Below are 24758 nucleotides of genomic sequence, written 5' to 3'. Positions count from 1 at the left end.
TGCGCCTTTCCAGCTGCCGCCGATGCTGCGAGGATTTCGGGCGAAAGCACGCCCGCCGCCTGGCCGAAGGCCATTCGTTGTCTCCGTTCTTCGTGAAGAGCCCTTTCCGGGCTCGATGGACGTCAGGCTACGGGGGCCCGCTCATTCCGAAAAACGCTTTCTATCGAAGCGTCGATTCGATGCGCCCCAACGATCGCGGGTTAACCCGAGGGCCTGCGCCGGCCGATGACGCGGCATGCAGAATCCGCCGTGCCCGGCCCCCTGGCGAAGAAGACGACGTGCGATTCAACAAACTCGACCTGAACCTGCTGGTGGCGCTGGACGTGCTGCTCAAGGAGCGCAGCGTGACCCGCGCGGCAGAAATGCTGAACCTCAGCCCTTCGGCCATGAGCAACTCGCTGTCGCGGCTGCGCGAGTACTTCGAGGATGACCTGCTGGTGCAGATCGGCCGCAAGATGGAGCTGACGCCGCGCGCCGAGCGCCTGCAGGAGGCGGTCAGGGATGTCCTGCTTCGCATCGACAGCACCATCGCCGCTCCGCCCGCGTTCGAGCCGCAGCACAGCGACCGCATGTTCCGCATCTTCTCGTCGGACTACACCCAGCTGGTGCTCGGCCCCCCCATGCTCTCGCTGGCAGCGAAGCAAGGCGCCACGGTGCGCTTCGAGTTCGCCCCGCAGGTGGATCAGCCCCATCGCTACCTGGAGCGCGGCGAGGCGGACCTGCTCGTCATCCCTACGGGCTTCATGTCGCCCGACCATCCTCGCGAGGTGCTCTACGAGGAGAACTTCGTCTGCATGGTCTGGCGCGACAGCGCGATCGCGAAAGGTGAGCTCAGCTTCGAGCGCTACGTCGCTGCGGACCACGTCGTGATGCAGCCAGGCAGCGGGCGCTCCGACGCCTTCGAGGGCTGGTTCCTCAAGCGCTACGGCATCACGCGGCGGGTCGGCGTGCTGACCTACAGCTTCATCACGCTGCCGGCCCTGCTGGTCGGCACGGAACGCGTCGCCACGGTCCACGAACGCGTTGCACGACGGCTCACCGGCGCCTGGCCGCTGGAGATCCGTCCCACGCCGATGAAGATCGACGCCATGGAGCAGGCCATGCAATGGCACAAGTTCCGGACCAACGATCCGGGCCTGACCTGGCTGCGCGGCCTCTTGGGCGAGGCCGCGAGGCGGATGGACGAGTTCTGAGGCGCGGCATCGGCGAATCTCGTCGGCTAGCGCGTCGGCATCGGCGACCCGGGACGCCTGCACACGGCAGGATCTGCTGTGGCGGCGCACACAACCGCAGGCTGCTTCGTGCAACGCCCTCATTGCAGCACCGGCGCGACGGACGCGCCCTCTAAACTTTTGACCATCGACGGCGCGACACCGTCCGCCGGCCCCAGCGGGAAGTGCCAGTCCGGCATCGCCCGAGAAGACAGATGAGTCACCGCGCAAAGCGCAGGAGCAGTTCATGACCGTGGCCCTCGTGCTGCATCGCGCCGACGGCGCGGCCCTTTCGACCTCTTTCCGCGAAGCGGCCTTCGGCCGCAACGATCCCTTCGCGAAACATCGCGGGATCGCCTGGGAAGGTCCGGGCTCCATGGCCGCGGGCCGGGCCAGCTTTGTCGGTGAGATCGAAGTCGCAAGCTTTCCCCACATCGAGACGCTCGTCGTCGTGGAGGGTGAGCTGACCCTGACCACAGCCGGTGCGGCGCCGCTGGTCCTCGGTCCGCAATCGGGCGCCGTCATCGGTGGCGGCACGCCGGTTCGCATCCAGGCCGGATCGCGTGCGCGATTCGTCTTCTGCGCCGCCGCCTGCGACAGACCGACGAAGCGTGGCCTGGCGCCGCTGCGTGCCGACGCCAACTTCAAGCCGACGGCCACCCTGCCCCCGGAAGTGCTCCTCGGCCCGGCCCCTGAATGCCGCAGCGACAACGTCTTCAGCGACGACGCCGCGCAGTACCTGGCCGGCGCCTGGGATTCGACGGCGTACCACCGGATCGTCCGTCCGCACAGGCTCAACGAATTCATGCACCTCGTGGCCGGCAGCGTCCGATTCGCAGCCCCAGATGGCAGCGTGCTGTCGGCAGGCACCGGGGATGCGCTTTTCGTGCCGCAGGGCGCGCCGATCGGATGGGAGAGCAGCGAACGCGTGGCGAAGTTCTACGTCGTTCAAAGCGTCCAGGCCTGAATCGGCGAACGAGATCCATCATGTCTCCTCCCCTGCACCACATCCAGACTTCGCCCACACCGCCGGCCTCGGCCGACGTCGTCGTGATCGGCGGCGGCATCATCGGAGTCTTCACCGCCTACTACCTGGCCCGTCGCGGACTGGCCGTGGCCCTCGTCGAGAAGGGAAGCATCGGCGCCGAGCAGTCGAGCCGCAACTGGGGCTGGTGCCGGCAGCAAAACCGTGACGCTCGCGAGCTGCCATTGGCCAGCAAGAGCCTCGATCTCTGGGAGCGCTTTGCCGCCGAAAGCGGGCAGGACACGGGCTTCAGCCGCTGCGGGCTGCTGTACCTCAGCAACGACGAGGCCGAGTTGTCGCGCTGGGCCAGCTGGCGCGACTTCGCCCGGACCGCCGGCGTGACGACCCACATGCTGAGCAGCCGTGAGGCCGCGCAGCGCGGGCAGGCGACCGGGCGAGCGTGGAAAGGCGGAGTCTTCTCGCCCAGCGACGGCACCGCGGACCCGGGCAAGGCAGCGCCCGCCGTGGCAGCGGCGATCATGAAGCTCGGCGGCAGCGTCCACCAGAACTGCGCAGCCCGAGGCATCGAGATGGAAGGAGGACGGGTCAGCGGCGTCATCACCGAAGCCGGGGTCATCAAGACCAGAACGGCCGTGCTCGCGGGCGGGGCCTGGGCGTCTTCGTTCTGCCGCCAGCTGGGCGTGCGCTTTCCGCAGGCCTCGATCCGCCAATCCATCCTGAGCGTGTCCGCTGTGGAGCATCACCTGCCGGATGCGGTGGTCAGCGCGGGCGTGTCCGCCACGCGCCGCAATGACGGACGCTACGCACTGGCCATCAGCGGCCGCGCCCGCGTGGACGTGACGCCGCAGTTCATGCGATTCGCCCCGCAGTTCGTGCCGATGTTCGCCAAGCGGTGGCGCAACCTCCGTCCGGGTGGCCTCGAAGGCATCCGTGGCGGCCACGAAACGCTGGCGCGTTGGCGGCTCGATGCGCCGACACCCATGGAGCGGGTGCGCGTCCTCGATCCGAAGCCCGACATGCCGACGATCCGGGAGACCCACCGCCGCGCCATCGAACTGCTGCCCCAGCTTCGCGAAGCCAAGGTCACGCACGCCTGGGCCGGCTACATCGACAGCACGCCGGACGGGGTTCCCGGCATCGGCGAAGTGCCCGGCATGTCGGGCTTCATCCTGGCCGCGGGCTTTTCCGGGCACGGCTTCGGCATCGGCCCGGGTGCCGGCCACCTGATCGCCGACCTGGTCAGCGGCGCCGAGCCCATCGTCGACCCCGCACCGTATCGCCCGGAGCGTTTCAACGCTTCGGCATGGGGCAAGGTCGCGGACTTCTAGCCCAGGGCCCGAGCCCAAGGGCTCGTTCACGCGCAGCACATGGAGCGGCCGACCAGGCCGCCGTCGGACTTGGCCCGATGGCCTGTGGCGAGAGGGTCGGATCGCACTGTCGCCACCGTGCTGCCCGCCTTGACGAGCACCGAGAAGAAGCGAATGTCGCCCCGCGATGCGGGGCTTCGGCCGTTCGCCCAGCCCCGCCCGGGGCCGGCGATCTCAGAGCTGCCCTTGGCAGACGTACTTCAGCTGCATGTAGTCGTCCAGGCCATGCACCGAACCTTCGCGGCCGTAGCCTGATTCCTTGACGCCGCCGAACGGCGCCGCCTCGGCCGCCAGCGCCCCTTCGTTGATGCCGACCAGGCCGGTCTGCAGGGCATCCGCCACGCGCCAGATCCGCCGCACGTCGGTGGCGTAGAAGTAGGCGGCCAGGCCGAAGGGCGTGTCGTTCGCCGCGGCGACCACGTCGGCCTCGCTTTCGAATCGGGTGATCGCCACCAGCGGCCCGAAGGTCTCTTCACGGGCGCAGGCCATGCGGCTGTCGGCCCCGACGAGCAAGGTCGGCGCGAAGTAGTTCGGGCCGAGGCTGGTCAAGCGCGTTCCCCCGACCAGGGCTTGCGCGCCGCCCGCGATCGCATCCATCACGTGGCGCTCGATCTTGTCCACGGCACGCGCGTTGATCATCGGCCCGACCTGTGAGGCCGGGTCGCTGGCCGGCCCGACCTTGAGCGCGGCGACGCGCGCGGAGAGCTGTTCCACGAAGGCCTGATGCACCTTCGATTGCACGAACACCCGGTTCGGGCAGACGCACGTCTGCCCGCCATTGCGGAACTTGGAGACCATCAGGCCTTCGACGGCAGCGTCCAGGTCGGCGTCTTCGAAGACGATGAAAGGTGCGTTGCCGCCCAGCTCCAGCGAAAGCCGCTTCAAGGTGTCGGCGGCCCGCCGTGCCAGGTGCTTGCCCACCGGGGTCGAGCCGGTGAAGGTGATCTTGCGCACGCGCGGATCGTCGAGCCAGACGTCGACCACCTCCGGCGTGCGCGCACGGGAGGCGGTCACGATGTTCAGCACGCCCGCGGGCACGCCAGCCTCCTCGGCCAGCCTGACCAGGGCGAGCGACGTCAGCGGCGTGTCCTCCGCCGGCTTGCAGACCACCGTGCAACCCGCGGCCAGCGCGGGCGCGATCTTGCGGGCGATCATCGCGGCGGGGAAGTTCCAGGGCGTGATGGCCGCCACGACACCCACAGGCTCCTTCAGCGCGAACATGCGCCGGCCCGCCGCCGGCGCCGGGATGACCTCGCCGTTCGCACGTGTCGCCTCCTCGGCGAACCATTCGACGTAGCTGGCCGCATAGGCCACCTCCCCCCGGCCCTCGGCCAGGGGCTTGCCCTGCTCGCGCGAGATCAGGCGGCCGAGGTCCTCCTGGTTCGCCACGATCAGGTCGTTCCACCGCTTGAGGATCTGTGCGCGCTGCTTGGCAGGCACGGCCCGCCACGCCGGGAAGGCAGCATGCGCGGCATCGACGGCAGCTTTGGCGTCCTCCGCTCCGCTGTCGGGGACGGTGGAGAAGACGGCATCCGTGGCGGGGTCGCTCACCTCGAGACGACGGCCGTCGCGCGCATCGCACCAGGCGCCGATGAAGTTGCGTCCGGGCAGGAGATCATCACGTTGAAGCTTGAGAGACATGTCGAGTCCATGCGCCATGGCGCAGTTGGGTGGAAAGCATGGTGGCCGTTCAGGCCGAGGCGACCAGCGTGGCGATCGCCTGGCCGAGTTCGGTGGTCGAGGCGTGGCCGCCGAGGTCCGCCGTCCTCGGCCCTTCGGCGAGCACCCTCTCGATCGCCCTGACGATGGCATCGTGGGCGGCTCGCCCGACGCCCTCGCCGTGGGTGAGGAAGTCCAGCATCAGGGCGCCCGACCAGATCATCGCGATGGGGTTGGCGATGTTCTTGCCGAAGATGTCCGGCGCGGAGCCGTGGACCGGCTCGAACAGGGACGGAAACATTCGCTGCGGGTTGAGGTTGGCCGAAGGCGCCAATCCGATCGTGCCGGTCGTCGCCGGGCCGAGGTCGGAAAGGATGTCGCCGAACAGGTTGCTCGCCACCACCACGTCGAAACGCTGCGGCTGGAGCACGAAGCGGGCGCTCAGGATGTCGATGTGCTGCTTGTCGACGCTGACCTCCGGGAACTCGCGGCCCACGGCATCCGCCCGGCCGTCCCACCACGGCATGCTGATCGCGATGCCGTTGCTCTTGGTGGCCACCGTCAGGTGCTTGCGTGCGCGAGAGCGTGCCATCTCGAAGGCGAAGCGCAGCACGCGATCGGCGCCGTGGCGCGAGAACACCGACTCCTGGATCACGATCTCGCGCTCGGTGCCCTCGTACATGATGCCGCCGAGGGCGGTGTACTCGCCCTCGGTGTTCTCGCGCACGACGAGGTAGTCGATGTCGCCGGGCCGGCGGCCCGCCAGCGGGCAAGGCACGCCTTCGAACAGGCGCACCGGCCGCAGGTTGATGTACTGGTCGAACTCGCGGCGGAACTTCAGCAGCGAGCCCCAGAGCGAGACGTGGTCCGGCACCGTGGCGGGCCAGCCGACCGCGCCGAAGTAGATCGCGTCGACGCCGGCGAGCTGCTGCTTCCAGTCGTCCGGCATCATCTGGCCATGCTGCGTATACCAGTCGCAACTGGCCCAGGGAATCTCTGTCACCTCCAGTGCCAGGCCGAAGCGGTGGGCGGCGGCTTTCAGCACGCGCAGGCCTTCAGGCATCACTTCCTGGCCGATGCCATCGCCCGCGATGGCGGCGATGCGGAAAGTCGTCGTCATGCCATCTCCCGGTGGTTCGAAACGATCTGCCCGGATGTGGGCGGGCGCTGCGCGTCGAGCTCGTCGAGCCAGCCGCATCTGAGCTCGGGCACCGCGCGCGCGAGCTGCTCGTAGTAGGGATGGTGCGGGCCGCGATCGAAGTCGCGCCGCGCCACCTGCGTCAGCTTGCGGCCGTGCTGCATCACGACGATCTCGTCGCAGACGGCGCGCACCGTGTGCAGGTCGTGGCTGATGAAGAGGTAGGACACGCCGAGATCGCGACGCAACTGCGCTATCAGGTCGAGCACGGCGGCACCGACCACCGTGTCCAGCGCCGAAGTCACTTCGTCGCACAGGATCAGGTCGGGCTCGGCCGCGAGCGCGCGGGCGAGGCTGACCCGCTGCTTCTGTCCGCCCGACAGGCCACCGGGCAGGCGCCGCGCCACCGAGCGCGGCAGCTGCACGAGGTCGAGCAGCTCGCCGATGCGCCGCTCCAGGGCAGCGCCCTTGAGCCCTTTGTAGAACTGCACCGGCCGCGCGAGGATGCGCTCTATCGTCTGCGAGGGGTTCAGCGCCGTGTCGGCCGACTGGAAGACGATCTGGATGCGACGCAGCTCGTCGCGCGTGCGGTGGCCCAGCTGCGGCTTGAGCTCGCGGCCGTGGAACTCCATCGTTCCGGCGCACGGTGCCAGCAATCCGGCCACCACCCGCGCCAGGGTCGTCTTGCCCGAGCCCGATTCGCCTATCACCCCGATGGCCTGGCCGCGGCGCAGCTCGAGGTCGATGTCGCTGAGGATGGGGATCGCAGGCAGGCCATTGGCGCCGCGCGGCCCGTAGCCGGCCGACAGGCCGCGCAGGCGCAACAGCACTTCGGCATCCTCGGCAGGCTGGGCCTGCGCGCGAGGAGCCGGGCGGGCCGCGGCGAGCAGGCTCTTGGTGTACTCGTTCTGCGGCGCCGTAATCAGGTGCGCGGTGGCATTGAGCTCGCGCATGCAGCCGTCTCGCAGCACGAGGATGCGATCGGCCATCTGCGCCACCACCGCCAGGTCGTGGCTGACGTAGACCGCCGTGACCTGCCGCTCCCGCACGACGCGCCGGAAGGCCCGCAACACCTCGATCTGCGTGGTCACGTCGAGCGCGGTGGTCGGTTCATCGAGGATGACCACCTCCGGGTCGGTGATCAACGCCATGGCGGCCATCAGCCGCTGCAGCTGCCCGCCCGACACCTGGTGCGGGTAGCGCGAGCCTATCGTCTCGGGGTCGGGCAGCGCCAGCTCGCGGAACAGCGCGATCGCCTTGAGCTCGGCCTCGGCACGCCGCAGCCTGCCGTGCAGCACCGCCGGCTCCACGACCTGGTCGAGGATGCAGCGCGAGGGATTGAACGAGGCGGCCGCGCTCTGCGCGATGTAGGCCACCGTCCGGCCGCGCAGCGCCCGCAGCGGACGCGGCCCCAGCGCGAGCACGTCGACCTCGCCGACGCGGACGCTGCCGCCCGAGATGCGGCAGCCGCGGCGGGCATAGCCCATCAGCGCCAACGCGGTGGTCGTCTTGCCGGAACCCGACTCGCCGATCAGCGCCAGCACTTCGCCCGGCTGGATCGAGAAGCTCAGGCCATCGACCAGGGTGACATCGCCTGCGCTGACGCTCAGGCCTTCGACGACAACAGGACTGCCCATCAACGTGCTCCGCGTTCGCGGGCCGCCCGGCCCGCCAGACTGTCGATCACCAGGTTGACCCCGATCGTGAGACTCGCGATGGCGAGTGAAGGGGCGATCACCGAGGCGCCACCGTCGGCAAGCGCTCCGATGTTCTCCCGCACGAGCGAACCCCAGTCGGCCGCCGGCGGCTGCACGCCCAGGCCGAGGAAGCTCAGGCTCGCGAGCAGCAGCACGATGTAGACGAAGCGCAGCCCGAGGTCGGCAAGCATCGGCCCGGTGATGTTGGGCAGGATCTCGCGCAGCATGACGTACCAGGTGCCTTCGCCGCGCGTGCGGGCCACGGTCACGTAGTCCAGCGCATTGATGTTGACGGCCAGCGAACGTGCCATGCGGTAAGCCCCCGGCACGTAGATGACAGCCGCGGTGAGAACGAGCACCACCATCGAGGAGCCGAAGCCGGCCACCATCAGCAGCGCGAACATCTTGCCGGGGATGGCCGTCAGCGTGTCGAGGCCGCGGCTCAGGCAGGCATCTATCCAGCGGTTGCTGGCGGCTGCCAGCAACGCCAGCAGCGTGCCGGTGCCGCTGGCCAGCAGCGTCGCGACGAAGGCCACGCCGACGGTGTAGCGCGCCCCCTGGATCACCCGCGCCAGCATGTCCCGGCCGAGGTAGTCGGTGCCCAGCCAGTGCTTGGAGCTGATCGGCGCGAACACATCGCTCGCGCCCATGGCGCCGCTGTGCGAGAGCAGCGAAGGGCCGAACAGCGCCGCGAGCATCCAGAAGCCCAGCACCAGCAGGCCAGACCAGCCGGCGGCACCTATCCGGCTGTGCCAGCCTCGGCGTGCCAGCGCCACCGGACGGGGGAAAGTGCCTGAAGAAGGAATGGTGGACATGAGGGCGCCTTCAGCGATGCCGCAGCCGCGGGTTGGCGACGATGCCGCAGATGTCGGCGGTCGTCACGAGGATCAGGTAGGCGGCGCAGAACAGCATCGCGCAGGCCTGCACCAGCGGCATGTCGCGCTGCGAGACGCCGTCGACCATCAGCTTGGCGATCCCCGGATAGTTGAAGATGGTCTCGACGATGATCACGCCGCCGAGCAGGTACGACAGGCTCAAGGCCACCGCGTTGGCGATCGGGCCGACCGCGTTGGGCAGCGCGTGGGCCATCACCATGCGCAAAGGCGATGCACCCTTGAGGCGGACCATCTCGATGTACGGCGCCTCGAGCTGGTCGATCACCGCCGCGCGCGTCATGCGCATCATCTGCGCGATGATCACGCAGCACAGGGTCAGCACCGGCATCGCGAAGGCGCGCAGCATCTGCCCTAGCGACTCGATGTCGTTGACGTAGGACAGCGCAGGCAGCCAGCGCAACTGGACCGCGAACACGAGCACGGCCAGGGTCGCGACGAGGAACTCGGGCACCGAGACGACCGCCACGGCCCCCATGGACGCAGCGCGGTCGAACCAGGAGCCTCGCCACACCGCCGCCGCGATCCCCAGCGTCAGCGCGATGGGGACGGAGAACAGCGCCGTCACGGCCGCCAGCAGCAGCGAGTTCGGCAGCCGGCTGCCGATCAGCTCGCTCACCGGCAGCTGCGTCGTCGACGAGACGCCCAGCTGGCCGCTGAACATGCCGCCTAGCCACCGCAGGTAGCGCTGCGGCGCCGGCACATCCAGCCCCATCTGCGCACGCAGAGCGGCCAGCGCTTCGGGCGTGGCCTCCTGCCCGAGCTGCTCCTGTGCCGCGTCGCCCGGCAGCACCGCGGTGATCGCGAACACGATCACCGAGACCGCGAGCAGCGACACCAACGCCAGCGCGATGCGCTGCCCGAGGAGAACCAGAATGACTCGATTCAGCATGACGACCTCGCGACCCGTGAGCGGTGGACCGGGCTCATTCCAGCCAGACGTTCTCGGCGAAGTTGTAGCCCATCAATCCCCCCAGCGGGATGGGCGACAGGCCCTTGAGCCGGGTGCTGTGGCCGTCGAGGCTGGCGAGGAACATGGGGATGCCTATGCCGGCTTCCTGGTGGATCAGGGTCTGCACGTCGGCATACATCTGCTTTCGCTTGGACAGGTCGGTCTCGCCGCGGGCGGCGACCAGCAGCTGGTCGAACTTCGGGTTCTTCCAGCGTGACTCGTTCCACTGCGCGTCGGACTTGAAGAACTGCGTGAGCAGGATGTCGGCGCTCGGGCGCGGGTTCACGTTGCCGAAGCCCACCGCGCTGTTGAGCCAGTGGTTCGACCAGTAGCCGTCGGCCGGCATGCGCTTGAGCTCCAGCTCCAGGCCGATGCGCTGCGCGGCCTGCTGCATCATGAGCGCCATCTCGATGGAATACAGCGCCGCGGGCGAGGCGACGATGGGTACCGAGCCCGTGACGCCGGATTTCTGCAGGTGGAACTTCGCCTTGTCCAGGTCGAAGGCCCGCTGCGGAAGGCCCGCGAAATGGAAGCGGTTGGTCGGGTCGATGGGCTGGTCATTGCCGACGACCGCCTGGTCCAGCGCAATGGTCTTCTTCATCTGCTCGCGGTCGAGCAGCAGCTTCATGGCCATCACGAAGTCCGGGTTCGCGCCGGGCCCCGTGTCCTTGCGCATGATCAGGTCGGAGTACTGGCCTGACTGCGTCTTGAGCAGCGCGTAGCCCGGCGTGGCGGTGACACGCGCCACCGACCGCGGGTTGATCGAGGCGACCAGGTCCATGCCGCCCGAGAGCAGCGCATTCACGCGCGCGCTCTCGTCGCTGATGCCGACGAACTCGATCTCGTCGAGATAGGGCTTGCCGGGCTTCCAGTAGCTTTCGTTGCGCACCACCACCGAGCGCACGCCCGGCTTGAAGTCCTTGAGCTTGTAGGGCCCCGTGCCGATGCCGGTGCTGAAGTCGGTCGTGCCGTCCTTGACGATCTGGAAGTGGAAGGTGCCGAGGATCACCGGCAGGTCGGCGTTGGGCGACGCCAGGACGATGGTGACCTCGTTCGGTCCGCTGGCCTTCACGCTTTCGATCTGGTCGGCCAGCGCCTTGGCCTTGGACGCCGTCGCCGGGTCCTTGTGGCGCAGCAGCGAGAAGACCACGTCCGCCGGCACCAGCGGCTTGCCATCGTGGAACTGCACGCCCTTGCGCAAGGTGAAGACCCAGGACTTCGCATCCTTGGTGTCGAACGATTCGGCGAGTGCCGGCTGGGGCGTCAGGCTGCCGTCCAGTGACGTCAGGCCGTTGTAGAGCATGTTGCCGCGCGAATAGTCGGTCTGGTTCGACTGCTTCGCCGGGTCCAGCGTGTCCGTCGCCGCGGCCGTGCCGCCGGCCACGCGGATCTTGCCGCCGCGCTTGGGCGTCTGGGCGTGCGCCGAGATCGCGGTGCCGGCCAGGCCGCCCGCCAGCGTGGCCTGCATGCCCCCGGCCATCAGCATCGCCAGCACGTCGCGGCGGCTCGCTCCGCGTTGCAGAGCGCTCATCATCCGCTGGCTTTCCCGCGGGCCGACCAGGGCCTCGAGTTGCTTGCGTTCGGTCATGTCTGTCTCCAGGTGGATTGCCGGGTGGAAAGTGAAGTGGAAAGGGATGGGCCTCAGGCGAGGCTGTCCTTCAGGCGGTAGTAGAGCCCTATCGCGGGCAGGAACCAGGGCGGCCCCACATGCCCGGGGATGGCCGGCCAGTCTCGCCCGCGCCAGGGGTTGGCCTCGCGATCGCCGGCCATCACGCCAGCCATGCGCTCGCCCATCAGGACCGACATCTGCGTGCCGTGGCCGCTGTAGCCGGCCGAGTAGAAGACGCCGTCGCGCTCGCCGGCATGCGGCAGGCGGTCCTGCGTCATGTCGACGAGGCCGCCCCAGCAGTAGTCGAGGCGCACACCGGCCAGCGAAGGGAACATCTGCTCCAGGCCGGCCCTCAGGACCTCGCCGCTCTTGGAGTCGGAGGTGGGGCTGGACACGGCGAATCGCGCACGCCCCCCGAACACCAGCCGGTGGTCCGGCGTGAGGCGGAAGTAGTGATGGATGTTGGCGATGGTCACGTAGGTGCGCCGCTCGCGCAGCAGCGCCCTCGCCCGCTCGGCGCCCAGCGGCTCGGTGACGACGATGAAGCTGCCGATGGGCACGATGCGCCGGCGCATCCAGCCGAAGGTGCCGTAGGAGCCGTGCCGTGCCGCGCCCGTGGCCAGGAGCACCTGCGCAGCCTTCACCGTCCCCCGGTCGGTGTGCACCCGGTGGGCCTGGCCCTGGCCCAGCCGCTCCAGCCGGGTGACGCAGCAGCCGAGCTGGATCTGCGCCCCGCGCCCTTGCGCCGCGGCGGCCAGCCCGTGCGCAAAGTGCCCCATGTGCATCTGGCCACTGCGCTTGTAGAGCAGCCCGCCTTCGAAGCGTTCGCTGGCCACCTCCGCCCGCACGCGCTTCGCATCGAGGATCTCGATGTCGGTGTCGACCTGGTCGCGGCGCAGCCGTTCGGCACTGCGCTCGAGCGCCTGCAGATGGGCCGGGCGCGTCGCGAGCTTGAGCTTGCCGTGGCGCGTGAAGCTGCAATCGATCGCCTCTTCACGCACCACGCGCTCCACGGCATCGACGGCCGCGTCGTAGGCCTGGTACCAGGCTCGCGCCTGCGCCACGCCGACCTTGGCGGCGACCTCGGCATAGTCCACCGCGAGGCCGTTGTTCACATGGCCGCCGTTGCGGCCCGAAGCCTCGGCGGCCACGCGCTCACCGGCCTCCAGCACCAGCACGGATGCCCCACGGCGCGCGAGGGCGAGCGCCGCGGACAGGCCCGTGAAGCCGCCGCCGACGATGGCGACGTCGCACTGCGCCGGAAGCTCCCGCGCCATCGGCACGAAGGCCGGTGAGGAGGCTGTCCAGTACGACTCGAGCTTCATGGTGCGCTGCCGGTCAGAGGCCCACGACGCCCGGCAGGCCGCCGATGTCCTGGATCTCGACGTAGCGGTAGGCCGGATTGGCCGGACCGTGGCCACGGTTGACGAAGACCTTGTTGACGATGCCGATGTCGTCGGCCGGCATCAGGTCGTAGCGCAGGCTGGACGAGACGTGCAGCACGTCCTCGGGGTTGCAGCCCAGCGAGTCGAGCATGTATTCGAAGGCCTTGAACCTGGGCTTGTAGGCCTGCGCCTGCTGGGCGGTGTACACCCGGTGGAAAGGGGCGCCCAGCATCGCGACGTTCCGCTGGATCTCGTTGTCCATCGCGTTGGACAGGATCACCAGCGGGATCTCCTTGGCCACCTTGGCCAGGCCGGCAGGCACGTCGTTGTGCGGCCCCCAGGTGGGTACCGCGTCGACATAGCGCTGCGCGTCGGCGTCGAGGTACTGCAGCTTCCACTTGCGGCACAGCCGGCGCACCGAGTTCTTCAGCACCACGTCATACGGCTGCCAGTCGCCGAGCACCTCGTCGAAACGGTAGGCCGAGAAGTCGGCGATGAACTGCTCCATGCGTTCGGCCGGCACACGGTCGGCGAAGATGTCGCGGCTCAACTCGCCCATGCGGAAGCGGGTCAGCGTGCCGTAGCAGTCGAAGGTGATGTACTTGGGTCGGAAGCTCATGGTTTCGTCTCTTGGTTCAGGCTGGCATGGTGGTCATTGCAGCATGTCAGGCCAGTGGTGGGATGGTGAATCGCGGTCCCTGGAGCAAGCAATCTGCGGTTTGCGGCCGGCATCTCGGCATCACGTGCCGCGTGCACGCAAGCCGTGCGCGGCGCACCGCGCAGCGCCCCGAAATCGATCAGCGCGCGCTGATGTCGGAGCGGAGCCTCGACGGCCCGGCGCCCCGACTCGCTCGTCATCGCCGGAAACGAGGCGCCCGCCGATGAGATGGCGGCCAGGCATCTGTGTCGTGTCGGGATCGAATCCAGGCATCTCGTGCAGTCCGGTTGTTGATACGCGAAAAATGTTAGGCCTGGGGTCACGGCATATGTGCCTGTTCCAGGCCTCGCGACCATCGCGAAATCGCGAAGCGCAGCCGCCTGGCAGCGCAAGCTTGCGATTTGCCCTGGGGCGGCCTGCGCGTCTGGCGCACACCCTCGAAAACCACCAAGATAGACGGCAAGCCACTTCATGGGAGAACGACTTATGGGTGCGAACGATGCACCGGCATCCGACGGCGTGACGCTCCGTCCGATGACTGAATCCGACCTCACGGCCGCACAGGCGCTGACCGCCGACCTGCGCTGGCCGCACCGCCCCGCCGACTGGGCGCAGGCCCACCGCCACGGCGAAGGCGTGGTGGCCGAGCGTGACGGCGAGATCGTCGGCACCGCCCTGCGCTGGCGATGGGGCCCGCGCCACGCGACGATAGGACTGGTGGTCGTGGCCCCGGCCTGCCAGGGCCGGCGGGTCGGCCATCGGCTGATGAGCGCCCTGCTCGAAGGACTCGAAGAGCACACCGTGCTGCTGCATGCCACGGCCGATGGCCGCGGCCTGTACGAGCGCCTGGGCTTCGTGAGGACCGGCGAGATCCGGCAGCACCAGGGCGCCGCCCAGCCTTCGCCGCCGATCGCGCTCGATCCCGGCTGGCGCCTGCGGCCCGCGACGCAGGCCGACCTCCAGACCCTGCAGTCACTCGATGCACAAGCGCGCGGGATGCTTCGGGACCCCCTGATCGAAGAGTTGTTCCAGCAGGCTGACGCCACCGTGGTGCTGACCGAAGATGACACGCCACGCGGCTTCGGGATGCTGCGCCGCTTCGGCCGCGGCCATGCGATCGGGCCGGTGGTCGCGCCCGATGCCATAGGCGCGCAGGCCCTGATCGCGCATCTGTCCGGGCTGAACGCCGGGCGCTTCACGCGCATCGACATCGATTTCGACAGCGGCCTGGGCGAGTGGCTCGAGAGCCTCGGCCTGCTGCGCGTCGACGCGCCGACGACGATGCTGCGCGGCCCTTCGCTCGCACCCGCACCGGCCACACGCTTGTTCGCCATCGTCACGCAGGCGCTGGGCTGATGGGCAGCACTTTCGTCTACAAGGCCGACCCGGCGCGCGGCCTGCAATGGGCTGAAGTGTTCCGCCGCGAAGCGCCGGAGATCGATTTCCGAATCTGGCCCGACATCGGCGATCCGCAACGCGTTCACTACCTCGCGGCCTGGGAGCCGCCGCGCGACCTCGCTCAACGCTTTCCCCACCTGAAGCTGCTGTTCTCGTCCGGCGCGGGCGTCGATCAGTTCGACTTCTCGGTGCTGCCTGCCCGGCTTCCGGTCGTCCGCATGGTGGAGCCGGGGATCATCCGCGGCATGGTCGAGTACGTGATGCACGCCGTGCTGGACCTGCACCGCGACATGCCGCAATACCGGCGGGCCCAGCAACGCGGGCAGTGGCAGCCTCTTCCGGTCAGGACGGCTGCCGAGCGGCGGGTCGGCGTGCTCGGCCTGGGCTCGCTCGGGCAGGCGGTGCTGCAGCAGCTCTCGGCGTTTGGCTTCGACTGTGCCGGCTGGAGCCGCTCCCGCCACGTGATCGAACGCGTCCGCTGCCTCGCGGGTGCCACCCAGCTGGACGAGTTCCTCAGCCACTGCCAGATCCTCGTGTGCCTGCTGCCCCTGACCGAAGAGACGAGAGGGTTCCTGGACGCCGCGCGCTTGCAGCGATTGCCGGCCGGCGCATCGCTGGTGCAGGTGGGACGAGGGCCGCAGCTGGTCCTGCCCGACCTGTTGGCAGCCCTCGATTCCGGGCACCTCGCCGAAGCGGTGCTGGACGTCACCGAGCCCGAACCCCTGCCTGCGTCTCATCCGCTCTGGTCGCATCCCCGTGTGCGCATCACGCCGCACATCGCCAGCATGACCCAGCCGGTGAGCGCCGCTCGCGTGGTGATCGACAACCTGCGCCGCTTCGGGCGTGGCGAAGCTCCACTCGGCCTCGTCGACAGGGTTCGCGGCTACTGATCGAGAAGCCTGTCGAAGCCTCAGCACGATCTGCGGAAAGCCGCTGCACAACCGCAGCAGCACGGTGCAAGCACCCCCGAATGCGGCACCATCCGGCGCAGGGCCGCACTTAAGCTGAAGCCATCGATGAACTGAATGTCTTCACACGCCATGAACCCTTCCACGGCCCGCACCGACATCGACCACCTGGTCGCCCTGGACCGCGCCCACCTGGTCCACCCCGTCGCCAATTGGCGCCAGCACGAAGCCCGCGGCCCCCTCGTGCTGGCCTCGGCGCGCGGCGCGTGGCTGACCGATGCCTCGGGGCACGAACTGCTCGACGGATTCGCCGGCCTGTGGTGCGTCAACGTCGGCTACGGGCAGGACAGCGTGGTGCACGCCGCCACCGAACAGCTTCGCGCCCTGCCCTATGCCACCGGCTACTTCGACTTCGCGAGCGAGCCCGCGATCCGCCTGGCGGCCAGGCTCGCCGAAATCACGCCGCCCTCGCTGACACGCGCCTACCTGACGCTCGGCGGCTCGGAGGCGGTCGATGCCGCGGTGCGCTTCATCGTGCAGTACTGGAACGCCGTCGGCCAACCCTCCAAGAAGCACTTCATCGCGCTGGAGCGGGGCTACCACGGCTCATCGTCGACCGGCGCGGGCCTGACCGCGCTGCCGGTCTTCCATCGCGGCTTCGATCTTCCGCTGTCGACGCAGCACCACATCCCTTCGCCCAATCCCTATCGTCATCCACAAGGCGGCGATCCCCAGGCGCTCATCGAATCGTCGGTCGCCGCGTTGCGCGCCAAGGTGTCCGAACTCGGCGCAGACCAGGTCGCGGCCTTCTTCTGCGAGCCCATCCAGGGCTCGGGCGGCGTGATCGTCCCGCCGGTCGGCTGGCTGAAGGCCATGCGCGAAGCGGCGCGCGAGTTGGACATCCTCTTCGTCGTCGACGAGGTGATCACCGGGTTCGGGCGCACCGGGACGATGTTCGCCTGCCAGGCCGAGGGCGTGGAGCCGGACCTGATGACGATGGCCAAGGGCCTCACCTCCGGCTATGTCCCCATGGGTGCGACCATGCTCTCGGAGCGCGTCTACGCAGGCATCGCCGACGCGGCGCCAGCAGGAGCGCCCATCGGACACGGCGCCACCTATTCCGCCCACCCGGTGAGCGCCGCGGTGGCGCTGGAGGTGCTGCGCCTGTACACCGAGGGCGGCGTGCTGGACAACGCCAGACGCGTCGCGCCGTACTTCGACGCCGCGCTGGAAGGACTGCGCGACCATCCGCTGGTCGGCGACGCACGGTGCCGCGGCCTGCTCGGAGCGCTCGAGCTGGTGAGCAACAAGGCGACCAAGCAACTGTTCAGCAGCGCACTCGGCCTGCCTGATCGACTGTTCGCCTCGGCCTACCGCCATGGCGTCATCTTCCGCTGCTTCGGCGACGGCGTCCTCGGTTTCGCGCCTGCCCTGACCTTCAGCGAAGGCGAAGTCGAGCAGTTGTTCGAGCGGGTGCGAAAAGTTCTCGACGAAGCACTCGCTTGGCCCGATGTGCGGGCGGCCCTGGCGGCCTGAGAATCGAACGGCCAAGTCACTCGCCCAAGACCCACATGCCGGAAGCCCTCAAACTCGATCGCCTGGACCTGAGGATCCTGGCCCAACTGCAGAAGAACGGCCGTATCACCAATGTCGACCTGGCCGATGCGGTCGGGCTTTCGCCCAGCCCCTGCCTGATCCGCGTGAAGCGGCTGGAGCAGGCGGGATACATCGCGGGCTACGGTGCGCGTCTGCGGCTGGAGAAGCTGGGCGACACGCTCACGGTGTTCACCGAGGTCACGCTGACCGACCACCATCGCGAGGACTTCATCCGTTTCGAGACGGCCATCCGCGAAGTGGACGAGATCCTGGAGTGCCACCTGGTCAGCGGCGGCTACGACTACCTGCTGAGGTTCATGACGCGCGGCGTGAACCACTACCAGGAGATCATCGAGGGCCTGCTCGAACGCAACATCGGCATCGAGAAGTACTTCAGCTACATCGTGATCAAGTCGCCCTTCATCAAGTCCCACTGCCCCATCGAGAAGCTGTTCCCGGAGCCGCGCTAGATCGACAACGGGTCGTCTGCCTGGCCGAGCGAGCCGCTCGCGTTAGTCAGTGCATCTTCGGCGTTACTCAGGCAGATGGGGCAGCGCCTTCTCGACCACGGCACAGAACCAGCGCACGCCCAGCGGCAGCGCATCGTCGTTGAAGTCGTAGCAGGGGTGATGCAGGGGACGTTCGTCCGGCGACCCCGGACCGGCCCTGCCCTGCCCCAGCCACAGATAGGCTCCCGGCCGCTCGCGCAGCATGAAGGCGAAATCCTCCGAAGTGAAGGCCGCGCGCGGGGCCTCGCTGGCTTGCAGGCCGGCGGACGCCGCGGCCCGCAGCGCCAGCCCGGCCTCGTCGGCCGTGTTCACGGTGGCCGGGTAATAGCGCACGTAGGACACCTCGGCCACCACGCCGTGGGCGGTGGCGATGCCCGCTGCGGCATCGCGCAGGGCCGCCTCGATCGCGTCCTGCGCTGCCACGCTGAAGCTGCGGACCGTGCCGGTGATGCTCGCCTCGCCAGGCATGACGTTGTGGGTCGAGCCACCGGCCATGCGCGTGACCGAGAGGACGGCCGATTCGGCGGGATCGATCCGGCGCGCGACGATGGTGTTGAGCTGCATCACCAGCTGGCTGGCGGCGAGCAGCGCATCCGGCGTGCGGTGCGGTTGCGCCGCATGGCCGCCGCGCCCTCGCAACACGATGTCGAAGCGATCGGCGGCCGCCATGATGGGCCCGGCTCGCGTCTGCGCGTGCCCCAGCGGCAGGTCGGGCCAGTTGTGCAGGGCATAGACGGCATCGCAGGGGAAGCGATCGAACAGGCCTTCCTCCACCATGGCGCGCGCGCCGCCCCGCCCCTCCTCCGCGGGCTGGAAGAAGAAATGCACCGTGCCGTCGAAGGCCTTCGTGCGGGCCAGTTGCTGCGCGGCACCTAGCAGCATCGCGGTGTGGCCATCGTGACCGCAGCCATGGTGGATACCCGCATGGCGGCTGGCGTGGGCGAGCTTCGACTGCTCGGCGACGGGCAGCGCGTCCATGTCGGCCCGCAATCCGACGCTGCGCTCGCTGCTTCCCTGGCGCAGCGTGCCGACGACGCCGGTGCCTGCGACGCCCTCGTGCACCTCCAGGCCGAGCAACCGCAGCGCCGTCGCCACGATCCCTGCCGTGCGACGTTCTTCGAACGCCAGCTCGGGGTGCATGTGCAAGTCACGGCGCAGGCTCACCAAGTCCGGCAGCAGGTCCTCGATGGCCGCAGGGGCGGGGCGCTCGTCAGTCATGTTCGCAAGGTATGCAGGCACGGGAATCCTCCTGGGTGCTGCCGGCAAGCATAGAGAGCCCCCGCAGCACAAGACGCGGAATCGAGCACCTTGCGCAGCACGGAGTTTCGTAGCACGGCGTCAAACGGCATCGCCGCAACTGCTGCCGAACGACCACCGGACAACCGCAGCTTCTGCCGCGCGGGGCCGCCGTTTCGGAACGTGCCGCTCGGGACGCGATGCTGCAATGGACTCGCACCGGAGGGTGCCTTGCGGGACCCATCAAAAGGCCCGCGCATTCCAAGAGGCCAACGATCACCGAGGATGACCATGACCACGTTCCCACGCTTTCGTTTCCTGTTCGTTGCCGGCGTCGCGCTCGGCAACGGCATCGCCCACGCGCAATCCAACGTCGTGATCAGCGGCAGCCTGGACGCCGGCGTGTTCCGCGACACCGCCAAGGCCTGGAACGTCGGCACGATCCAGCGCAGCCACCTGCAGTTCGCCGGCACCGAGGATCTGGGAGACGGCCTGAGTGCCCTTTTCAAGCTGCGCACCCGCATGGATGTCGACACGGGCGCCACGGAAGGCGCCGGCAGCAAGCCCTTCTGGCACGGTGAGTCGACGGTCGGACTCAAGGGCGGCTTCGGTACCGTCAGACTAGGCCGTGCACTCGATGCGATCCAGAGCCAGGACTGGGCCTTCGACGCCTGGGAGAACTACGACCGCATCGCTTCACCGGCCTGGGACCTGTGGCACTGGAACTACTCGGCCGATCCCCATGGCGGCGGCTCGGGCCGCGCGGCCAACGCGGTGTTCTATGACTCGCCCAGCTTCGCCAACACCGCGCTTCACGTGAGCTACTCGCCGGAAAGCGTGGAAGGCGATGTCGCCAAGACGCGCGCCGCCTCGCTGGTCTTCAACAACGGCACCATCCGAGCCATGGCCGGCGCAGGCAAGAACAGCGCGGGTGCGACAGAAGCGTCTTACGGGCTGCGCGGCAAGATCGATGCGCTGACGCTGATGGGCCTGTACAACCTCAGCCATTCGGCCGCCGGCTCCAAGGCGAAGGTCACCACGCTCGGGGCGCTGTACGACCTCGGCCCCACGACGCTCAAGGCCGCCTGGGGGCAGGCCGATGTCGACGGCATCAAGAAGGAGCGGCTGTTCTCGCTGGGCGCGAGCTACGCCTTCTCCAGGCGCACTGCGGTGTACGTCGAGGGCGCCTCGAAGCGCTATCCAGACGACGACGCCAAGAGCACCTACGGCGTGGGCATCACCCACAGCTTCTGACGCCATGACGGCGCAACCGACCTGCCGCCCGCCAAGCGTTTCCATGGGCACCGCCATCATCGAGCGCCTGGCCTGCGAAGGCCGCCTGGATCGCCTCTTCATCGGTGGCGAGTGGGTCCTGCCCGCCGGGCAGGGCCGCGGTGCCGTCGTCGACCCGTCGACGGAAGAACCCGTTGCGGACATCGCCCTGGGCAACGCGCAAGACGTCGCCGTGGCGGTGGCGGCGGCCCGGCGCGCTTTCGCGAGCTGGTCCGCGAGCTCGCCGCAGAGCCGGGCCGTGCTGCTGGACCGCGTCCACGGCCTGATCCTGCAGCGGGCCGAATCGTTTGCCCAGGCGATCTCGCAGGAGATGGGCTGCGCCATCAGCGTCGCGCGCGCCGCACAGGTGCCGATCGCTGCGGAGCACATCCGCGTCGCGCGGGACCTTGCCGGCAGCTATCCCTTCCTCACGCATCGGGGCAGCACCGCCATCCTGCGAGAGGCCATCGGCGTGTGCGGCCTGATCACGCCGTGGAACTGGCCGCTGTACCAGATCACTGCCAAGGTAGGCCCTGCGTTGGCGGCGGGCTGCACGGTCGTCCTGAAGCCCAGCGAGCTGTCGCCGCTGAGCGCCCTGCTGTTCGCGGAAGTGATGCACGAAGCCGGCATTCCGGCGGGCGTGTTCAACCTCGTCAATGGCGAAGGGCCGGAGGTCGGCGCCGCGCTGGCCACACACCCTGACGTGGACATGATCTCGATCACCGGCTCCACCCGCGCCGGCGTGCTGGTGGCGCAGGCGGCCGCGCCTACCGTCAAGCGCGTGGCCCAGGAACTCGGGGGCAAGTCGCCCAACCTGATCCTGCCCGATGCGGCTCTCGCCCGTGCCATACCGGCTGCCGTGGCGGCGGGTCTGCGCAACGTCGGCCAGTCCTGCAGTGCGCCCACCCGAATGATCGTGCCGCGCGAACGCCTGGCGGAGGTCGAGCGGATCGCCTGCGAGGCGGCCAGCGCGCTCGTCGTGGGCGATCCGCGTTCGCCGCAGACCACGCACGGCCCGGTGGCCAACCGCGCGCAGTTCGAGCGAGTGCAGGAGATGATCGGCGCCGGCATCGCCGAAGGCGCGCGCCTCGTCTGTGGCGGCCTCGGCCGGCCCAAGGGCCTGGAGCGCGGCTTCTACGTGCGCCCCACCCTCTTTTCCGGCGTGCAGCCGCAGATGCGGATCGCGCAGGAGGAGATCTTCGGCCCGGTGCTGGTCATCATCGCCTACGACAACGTCGACGAGGCGGTGGAGATCGCCAACGGCACGGTCTACGGCCTGGGCGCGCACGTGCAGGGCCAGGACCTCGCCGCCGCCCGTGCGGTGGCCTTGCGAATCCGTTCCGGGCAGGTGCACATCAACAACCCGCCCTGGAGCCCGCATGCGCCCTTCGGCGGCTACAAGCGATCAGGCAACGGGCGCGAATACGGCGTCGAGGGCCTCGAGGAATACCTCGAGACCAAGGCGATCCTCGGCTGTTCGCAGGCACCAGGTGGGGATGGCGGGCTGATGCCGACGCCTTGGCAATGAAGGTCCCGGACTCCTGAACATCCCCCGCGGGCGGCGCTCACCTCGGCTTGACCGGCTTCAGGCGAGCCGCGACGGTGTAGGAACGGCGCCGCGGAAAGTCATTGCCTGCCGCGCGACCGACTGCAACCGAGCAGGGACCCATCATCCGCATTCGAGGATCCGCTACCTGCTTCGCTCCAGGGGGATGAGCCGCTCGCTCAAGGCAGGGCCTGGCCGACCGGGTACTGCGTGCCGCCAAAACGAAGCGGCACGAAGTCGAAGCCGAAGGGATCGAACCAGCCGGCCTGCCCCCTGGATGGGGCGGTGTCGCTGAAGTCCGCCGGCACCGCGCCGCGGCCTCGAGCGGGGGGTGCGGGAGGAACGCCGAAGCCCAGGTAGCCGCCCGGGCGAGCCACGTGCAACGTCTGGCCATCGGTGGACAGGCCAGCGCTCGAAGGAAGCACCTGGCTGTTCGAGCCACCGGCATCCCGGTAGTAGACGACGTCTTCGATCCGCTTCGCGCTCAGGTGCCAGTCCAGCAGCCGATCGGGCTGCAGCACCCCGGTGCTGCCGTCGGTGGTGATGCTGCCGGTCAGCCGAGCGCCGCTGGGAAAGTCGACCGGCAGCAGCTTGAAGACCGAGCTGCCGGCGGCCGCGCGGGCCACCACGCGCTGGCCCGTGGGCGACACCGGCAGGTCCGCGTACTCGAAATCCGCGCCGTACTGGAACATCGCGAAGCCCATGCCGGGCGGCCATCCGGTCGCGTAGTTGGCCACGTGCACCAGCACCTCCGGCAGGCTGGTTCCGAAGGACAAGGCGCCTCCGTTGCCGTCGGGCGAAGTCGCCACGCGCAGCTTGCGGCCGTCCGCGCTCACGGAGACGCCGAGCACGTTCTGCGGCGGGGCGTTGGCCGGCGTGTAGTCATGGCGGGTCGTCGTGCGGACGGTGACGCGCCAGCCCGTGAGGTTGGCCGGCGACAGCGGCCCGGTCGTGCCGTCGGTAGACACCGTGCCGAAGACGCTCACGCCACCCGGCAGCTGGACCGGGGCGAGCTGGAACTCGGTCGCCTGCCCCGCCGTGGCTCCAAGCAGCAGCAGCAGCGTCAACGGAATGAACTTGGCGATCGAGCGCATGGCAATCCTCGGTTTCGGAGCATTCATCGTGCTCGCGAAACATGAAGCCGCGCTTAACAAAAATCCAGCGCACTTCTCGGCCCGTACGGGCTGTGTTTGACCTGGCGCAAGGTATCGCCGATCCAGCCGCTTCTAAGCCTTCGCTAAGCCCCGACCGGCCCAATATGAACCATCGACACCTTGTCTGGAGATGATCATGAGGACAGCGAGTTACGCAGTTTCGGCAGGCCTGTTGCTGGCCACCACCCTGGCCGCCGCGCCGGTGATGGCAGCGACCGGCATCCAGGTCGGCGCCAGCGGCAAGACCTACGCCTCCGCCGCCTGGCAGTGCGGGTTGCATCCCATGGACGGGATGGCGCCCTTCGTCCAGGCCGGCTTGTACAACCCGGCCCGCAAGGCCAAGGGCACCGTCTCGCTCAACGGCACCGCGGTCGCCGCGGTCACCGCGGCGAGTCCGGACGCCACCGTCTGGCTGGCCGCAGGGGTGAATGGCGTGACCGTGCAGACCGGCAAAGTCATCGATGGCTACACCTTCGATGCCACCACGGCCTACCCGGAGCAGCCCAACGTGTGCATTCCCGACACCCGGGGCAACACCTTCAGCGGCGAGCTGGAGTACGCGGCCAGCGCCAAGTCGTCGGCCACGGTGACGCCGGGCTGCGCGTTCAATTCGAAGACCGGCCGTGCCCAGCCGTTCGTGAACCTGTTCGACAACGGCGCCTACCTGCTGAACGTGTCCATCAACAACGTTCCGCTCACGCAGTTGAACGGCACCACCCGGACGCACACGCCGGTCTTCCTCGTCGCCGGCCTGAACGTGATCTCGGCGGCCAATGCCGGCCTGTCGACCGACTACTACGTGCGAGACGGCGGCGCGGGCACCTGCTCCCTGCCCTAGGAGGCTTCGATGAACAGCTTGCACGCGTCGCCGGCTGCTGCCTCGACAAGCCCTCCACCCGGGCGCCTGACGCTGGTGTGGGATGCACCGGTGCGCATCTTCCACTGGCTGGCCGTGCTGTGCTTCGCCGGCGCCTACCTTACGGCGGAGGCGGAGCGCTGGCGGCTGGTGCACGTGACGCTGGGCTACACCCTCGCGGGCCTGGTCGCCTTCCGCCTGGTGTGGGGGTTCATCGGCACCCGGCATGCCCGCTTTTCGGATTTCGTGCGCGGTCCCAAGGAGGCCCTGGCGCACCTGCGCTCCTTGCTGGCCGGCAAGCCGGATGCACACGCAGGACACAACCCGGCCGGGGGGCTCGCCATCCTGGCCCTGCTCGGGCTGGCCATCGGCGTCACCGCCACCGGCTGGATGACCCAGGCCGAGTGGAGCGGCGAACGCTTCGAGGAGGCTCACGAGCTCGTGGCCAACCTCATGCTCGCGCTGGTCGGGGTGCATGTGGCGGCCGTCCTTCTCGGCAGCCGGCTGCAGGGCGAGAACCTGGTGAAGGCGATGATCACGGGGCGCAAGAAGGCGCCTCCCGCACAGGGGATCCGGCGCGCGTGGTACAGCGTCGCGGCGCTGATGCTGGCCGCGGTGCTCGCGTTCTGGTGGCTGCAGTCGCGGGAAGTGCCCGCCGTGGGCGCTTCGTCGCCGGCGCATGGCTTCGTCGTCCAGCACGACGAGGACGACGACGACGACGATTGAACC

At 68.9% G+C, this 24758-nt stretch carries 21 protein-coding genes; 11 read left to right on the top strand and 10 right to left on the bottom strand.

The features are described 5' to 3' along the window. Nucleotides 1–278 precede the first annotated feature (278 nt). The 3 genes from ACS5PM_RS23410 (at nt 279) to ACS5PM_RS23400 (ending at nt 3524) form a co-directional block, all read left to right on the top strand. Complete coding sequence (locus ACS5PM_RS23410; RefSeq protein WP_439390119.1) at nt 279–1193, top strand: LysR substrate-binding domain-containing protein; 915 nt, start codon at nt 279–281, stop codon at nt 1191–1193. Between the two features lie 265 nt (nt 1194–1458). Next, nucleotides 1459–2178, top strand: coding sequence for a cupin domain-containing protein (locus tag ACS5PM_RS23405; RefSeq protein ID WP_439390118.1), 720 nt, complete (start codon nt 1459–1461; stop codon nt 2176–2178). Between the two features lie 20 nt (nt 2179–2198). Further along, nucleotides 2199–3524, top strand: a complete 1326-nt coding sequence (locus tag ACS5PM_RS23400; RefSeq protein WP_439390117.1) for an NAD(P)/FAD-dependent oxidoreductase — start codon at nt 2199–2201, stop codon at nt 3522–3524. A gap of 213 nt (nt 3525–3737) precedes the next feature. Here ACS5PM_RS23400 and ACS5PM_RS23395 read toward each other — a convergent pair whose 3' ends face one another. From ACS5PM_RS23395 to ACS5PM_RS23360, 8 genes are read right to left on the bottom strand one after another with little or no spacing between them, the layout of a single operon-like run. Beyond that, entirely contained in the window at nt 3738–5204 is a 1467-nt protein-coding gene (locus tag ACS5PM_RS23395) for an NAD-dependent succinate-semialdehyde dehydrogenase (RefSeq protein WP_439390116.1), read from the bottom strand. 49 nt (nt 5205–5253) lie between these two features. Next, entirely contained in the window at nt 5254–6342 is a 1089-nt protein-coding gene (locus ACS5PM_RS23390) for a tartrate dehydrogenase (protein WP_439390115.1), read from the bottom strand. Continuing rightward, on the bottom strand, nt 6339–7997 hold the full coding sequence (locus ACS5PM_RS23385) for an ABC transporter ATP-binding protein (protein ID WP_439390114.1): 1659 nt from the start codon (nt 7995–7997) through the stop codon (nt 6339–6341). The genes ACS5PM_RS23390 and ACS5PM_RS23385 overlap by 4 nt, the downstream gene beginning before the upstream one ends. Continuing rightward, nucleotides 7997–8872: an ABC transporter permease gene (locus ACS5PM_RS23380; RefSeq protein WP_439390113.1), complete on the bottom strand. Its 876-nt coding sequence runs from the start codon at nt 8870–8872 to the stop codon at nt 7997–7999. The genes ACS5PM_RS23385 and ACS5PM_RS23380 overlap by 1 nt, the downstream gene beginning before the upstream one ends. Nucleotides 8873–8882: 10 nt before the next feature. Beyond that, on the bottom strand, nt 8883–9839 hold the full coding sequence (locus tag ACS5PM_RS23375; RefSeq protein WP_439390344.1) for an ABC transporter permease: 957 nt from the start codon (nt 9837–9839) through the stop codon (nt 8883–8885). Between the two features lie 37 nt (nt 9840–9876). After that, a complete protein-coding gene (locus ACS5PM_RS23370) occupies nt 9877–11490 on the bottom strand; it encodes an ABC transporter substrate-binding protein (protein ID WP_439390112.1) in 1614 nt (537 codons plus the stop codon). 53 nt (nt 11491–11543) lie between these two features. Further along, nucleotides 11544–12836, bottom strand: coding sequence for an NAD(P)/FAD-dependent oxidoreductase (locus ACS5PM_RS23365; protein WP_439390111.1), 1293 nt, complete (start codon nt 12834–12836; stop codon nt 11544–11546). Nucleotides 12837–12849: 13 nt separating this feature from the next. Beyond that, nucleotides 12850–13515, bottom strand: coding sequence for a haloacid dehalogenase type II (locus ACS5PM_RS23360; protein WP_439390110.1), 666 nt, complete (start codon nt 13513–13515; stop codon nt 12850–12852). A gap of 573 nt (nt 13516–14088) precedes the next feature. Between ACS5PM_RS23360 and ACS5PM_RS23355 the strand changes: the two genes are divergently transcribed. From ACS5PM_RS23355 to ACS5PM_RS23340, 4 genes are all read left to right on the top strand, one after another. Next, nucleotides 14089–14910 (top strand): GNAT family N-acetyltransferase, encoded by an 822-nt coding sequence (locus ACS5PM_RS23355; RefSeq protein ID WP_439390109.1) that lies wholly within the window; start codon nt 14089–14091, stop codon nt 14908–14910. Beyond that, nucleotides 14910–15842, top strand: a complete 933-nt coding sequence (locus tag ACS5PM_RS23350) for a 2-hydroxyacid dehydrogenase (protein ID WP_439390108.1) — start codon at nt 14910–14912, stop codon at nt 15840–15842. The genes ACS5PM_RS23355 and ACS5PM_RS23350 overlap by 1 nt, the downstream gene beginning before the upstream one ends. 135 nt (nt 15843–15977) lie before the next feature. Then, a complete protein-coding gene (locus ACS5PM_RS23345) occupies nt 15978–17396 on the top strand; it encodes an aspartate aminotransferase family protein (protein ID WP_439390107.1) in 1419 nt (472 codons plus the stop codon). Nucleotides 17397–17431: 35 nt separating this feature from the next. Then, entirely contained in the window at nt 17432–17926 is a 495-nt protein-coding gene (locus ACS5PM_RS23340) for an Lrp/AsnC family transcriptional regulator (protein ID WP_439390106.1), read from the top strand. A gap of 63 nt (nt 17927–17989) precedes the next feature. Here ACS5PM_RS23340 and ACS5PM_RS23335 read toward each other — a convergent pair whose 3' ends face one another. Further along, nucleotides 17990–19183: a M20 aminoacylase family protein gene (locus ACS5PM_RS23335; protein WP_439390343.1), complete on the bottom strand. Its 1194-nt coding sequence runs from the start codon at nt 19181–19183 to the stop codon at nt 17990–17992. A 309-nt stretch (nt 19184–19492) separates the two neighbouring features. Here ACS5PM_RS23335 and ACS5PM_RS23330 point away from each other — a divergent pair, with 309 nt between their 5' ends. Then, nucleotides 19493–20455 carry a porin gene (locus ACS5PM_RS23330; protein WP_439390105.1) on the top strand — a complete coding sequence of 321 codons (963 nt, stop codon included), beginning with the start codon at nt 19493–19495 and terminating at the stop codon, nt 20453–20455. A gap of 43 nt (nt 20456–20498) precedes the next feature. Then, entirely contained in the window at nt 20499–22001 is a 1503-nt protein-coding gene (locus tag ACS5PM_RS23325; protein ID WP_439390104.1) for an aldehyde dehydrogenase family protein, read from the top strand. A gap of 197 nt (nt 22002–22198) precedes the next feature. On the opposite strand, the gene ACS5PM_RS23320 is transcribed toward ACS5PM_RS23325, so the two are convergent. Beyond that, nucleotides 22199–23113: a hypothetical protein gene (locus tag ACS5PM_RS23320; RefSeq protein WP_439390103.1), complete on the bottom strand. Its 915-nt coding sequence runs from the start codon at nt 23111–23113 to the stop codon at nt 22199–22201. A 196-nt stretch (nt 23114–23309) separates the two neighbouring features. Here ACS5PM_RS23320 and ACS5PM_RS23315 point away from each other — a divergent pair, with 196 nt between their 5' ends. Both ACS5PM_RS23315 and ACS5PM_RS23310 read left to right on the top strand, forming a co-directional pair. Beyond that, nucleotides 23310–24011: a hypothetical protein gene (locus tag ACS5PM_RS23315; RefSeq protein ID WP_439390102.1), complete on the top strand. Its 702-nt coding sequence runs from the start codon at nt 23310–23312 to the stop codon at nt 24009–24011. 9 nt (nt 24012–24020) lie between these two features. Continuing rightward, nucleotides 24021–24755, top strand: a complete 735-nt coding sequence (locus ACS5PM_RS23310; RefSeq protein ID WP_439390101.1) for a cytochrome b/b6 domain-containing protein — start codon at nt 24021–24023, stop codon at nt 24753–24755. The last annotated feature ends 3 nt before the right edge of the window (nt 24756–24758 follow it).

The sequence above is a fragment of the Ideonella flava genome (assembly GCF_051857595.1).
GTDB lineage: Bacteria > Pseudomonadota > Gammaproteobacteria > Burkholderiales > Burkholderiaceae_C > Ideonella.
The sequence above is the reverse complement of the archived record's forward strand: the minus strand, read 5'-3'. Positions and strand labels throughout refer to the sequence as shown.

What these genes read in the sequence shown, in the direction of transcription:
- ACS5PM_RS23405 (WP_439390118.1), top strand. Translation starts at nt 1,459, where the DNA reads ATGACCGTGGCCCTCGTGCTGCATCGCGCCGACGGCGCGGCCCTTTCG.
- ACS5PM_RS23400 (WP_439390117.1), top strand. Translation starts at nt 2,199, where the DNA reads ATGTCTCCTCCCCTGCACCACATCCAGACTTCGCCCACACCGCCGGCC.
- ACS5PM_RS23395 (WP_439390116.1), bottom strand. Translation starts at nt 5,204, where the DNA reads ATGTCTCTCAAGCTTCAACGTGATGATCTCCTGCCCGGACGCAACTTC.
- ACS5PM_RS23390 (WP_439390115.1), bottom strand. Translation starts at nt 6,342, where the DNA reads ATGACGACGACTTTCCGCATCGCCGCCATCGCGGGCGATGGCATCGGC.
- ACS5PM_RS23385 (WP_439390114.1), bottom strand. Translation starts at nt 7,997, where the DNA reads ATGGGCAGTCCTGTTGTCGTCGAAGGCCTGAGCGTCAGCGCAGGCGAT.
- ACS5PM_RS23380 (WP_439390113.1), bottom strand. Translation starts at nt 8,872, where the DNA reads ATGTCCACCATTCCTTCTTCAGGCACTTTCCCCCGTCCGGTGGCGCTG.
- ACS5PM_RS23370 (WP_439390112.1), bottom strand. Translation starts at nt 11,490, where the DNA reads ATGACCGAACGCAAGCAACTCGAGGCCCTGGTCGGCCCGCGGGAAAGC.
- ACS5PM_RS23365 (WP_439390111.1), bottom strand. Translation starts at nt 12,836, where the DNA reads ATGAAGCTCGAGTCGTACTGGACAGCCTCCTCACCGGCCTTCGTGCCG.
- ACS5PM_RS23360 (WP_439390110.1), bottom strand. Translation starts at nt 13,515, where the DNA reads ATGAGCTTCCGACCCAAGTACATCACCTTCGACTGCTACGGCACGCTG.
- ACS5PM_RS23355 (WP_439390109.1), top strand. Translation starts at nt 14,089, where the DNA reads ATGACTGAATCCGACCTCACGGCCGCACAGGCGCTGACCGCCGACCTG.
- ACS5PM_RS23350 (WP_439390108.1), top strand. Translation starts at nt 14,910, where the DNA reads ATGGGCAGCACTTTCGTCTACAAGGCCGACCCGGCGCGCGGCCTGCAA.
- ACS5PM_RS23345 (WP_439390107.1), top strand. Translation starts at nt 15,978, where the DNA reads ATGTCTTCACACGCCATGAACCCTTCCACGGCCCGCACCGACATCGAC.
- ACS5PM_RS23340 (WP_439390106.1), top strand. Translation starts at nt 17,432, where the DNA reads ATGCCGGAAGCCCTCAAACTCGATCGCCTGGACCTGAGGATCCTGGCC.
- ACS5PM_RS23335 (WP_439390343.1), bottom strand. Translation starts at nt 19,183, where the DNA reads ATGACTGACGAGCGCCCCGCCCCTGCGGCCATCGAGGACCTGCTGCCG.
- ACS5PM_RS23330 (WP_439390105.1), top strand. Translation starts at nt 19,493, where the DNA reads ATGACCACGTTCCCACGCTTTCGTTTCCTGTTCGTTGCCGGCGTCGCG.
- ACS5PM_RS23325 (WP_439390104.1), top strand. Translation starts at nt 20,499, where the DNA reads ATGGGCACCGCCATCATCGAGCGCCTGGCCTGCGAAGGCCGCCTGGAT.
- ACS5PM_RS23320 (WP_439390103.1), bottom strand. Translation starts at nt 23,113, where the DNA reads ATGCGCTCGATCGCCAAGTTCATTCCGTTGACGCTGCTGCTGCTGCTT.
- ACS5PM_RS23315 (WP_439390102.1), top strand. Translation starts at nt 23,310, where the DNA reads ATGAGGACAGCGAGTTACGCAGTTTCGGCAGGCCTGTTGCTGGCCACC.
- ACS5PM_RS23310 (WP_439390101.1), top strand. Translation starts at nt 24,021, where the DNA reads ATGAACAGCTTGCACGCGTCGCCGGCTGCTGCCTCGACAAGCCCTCCA.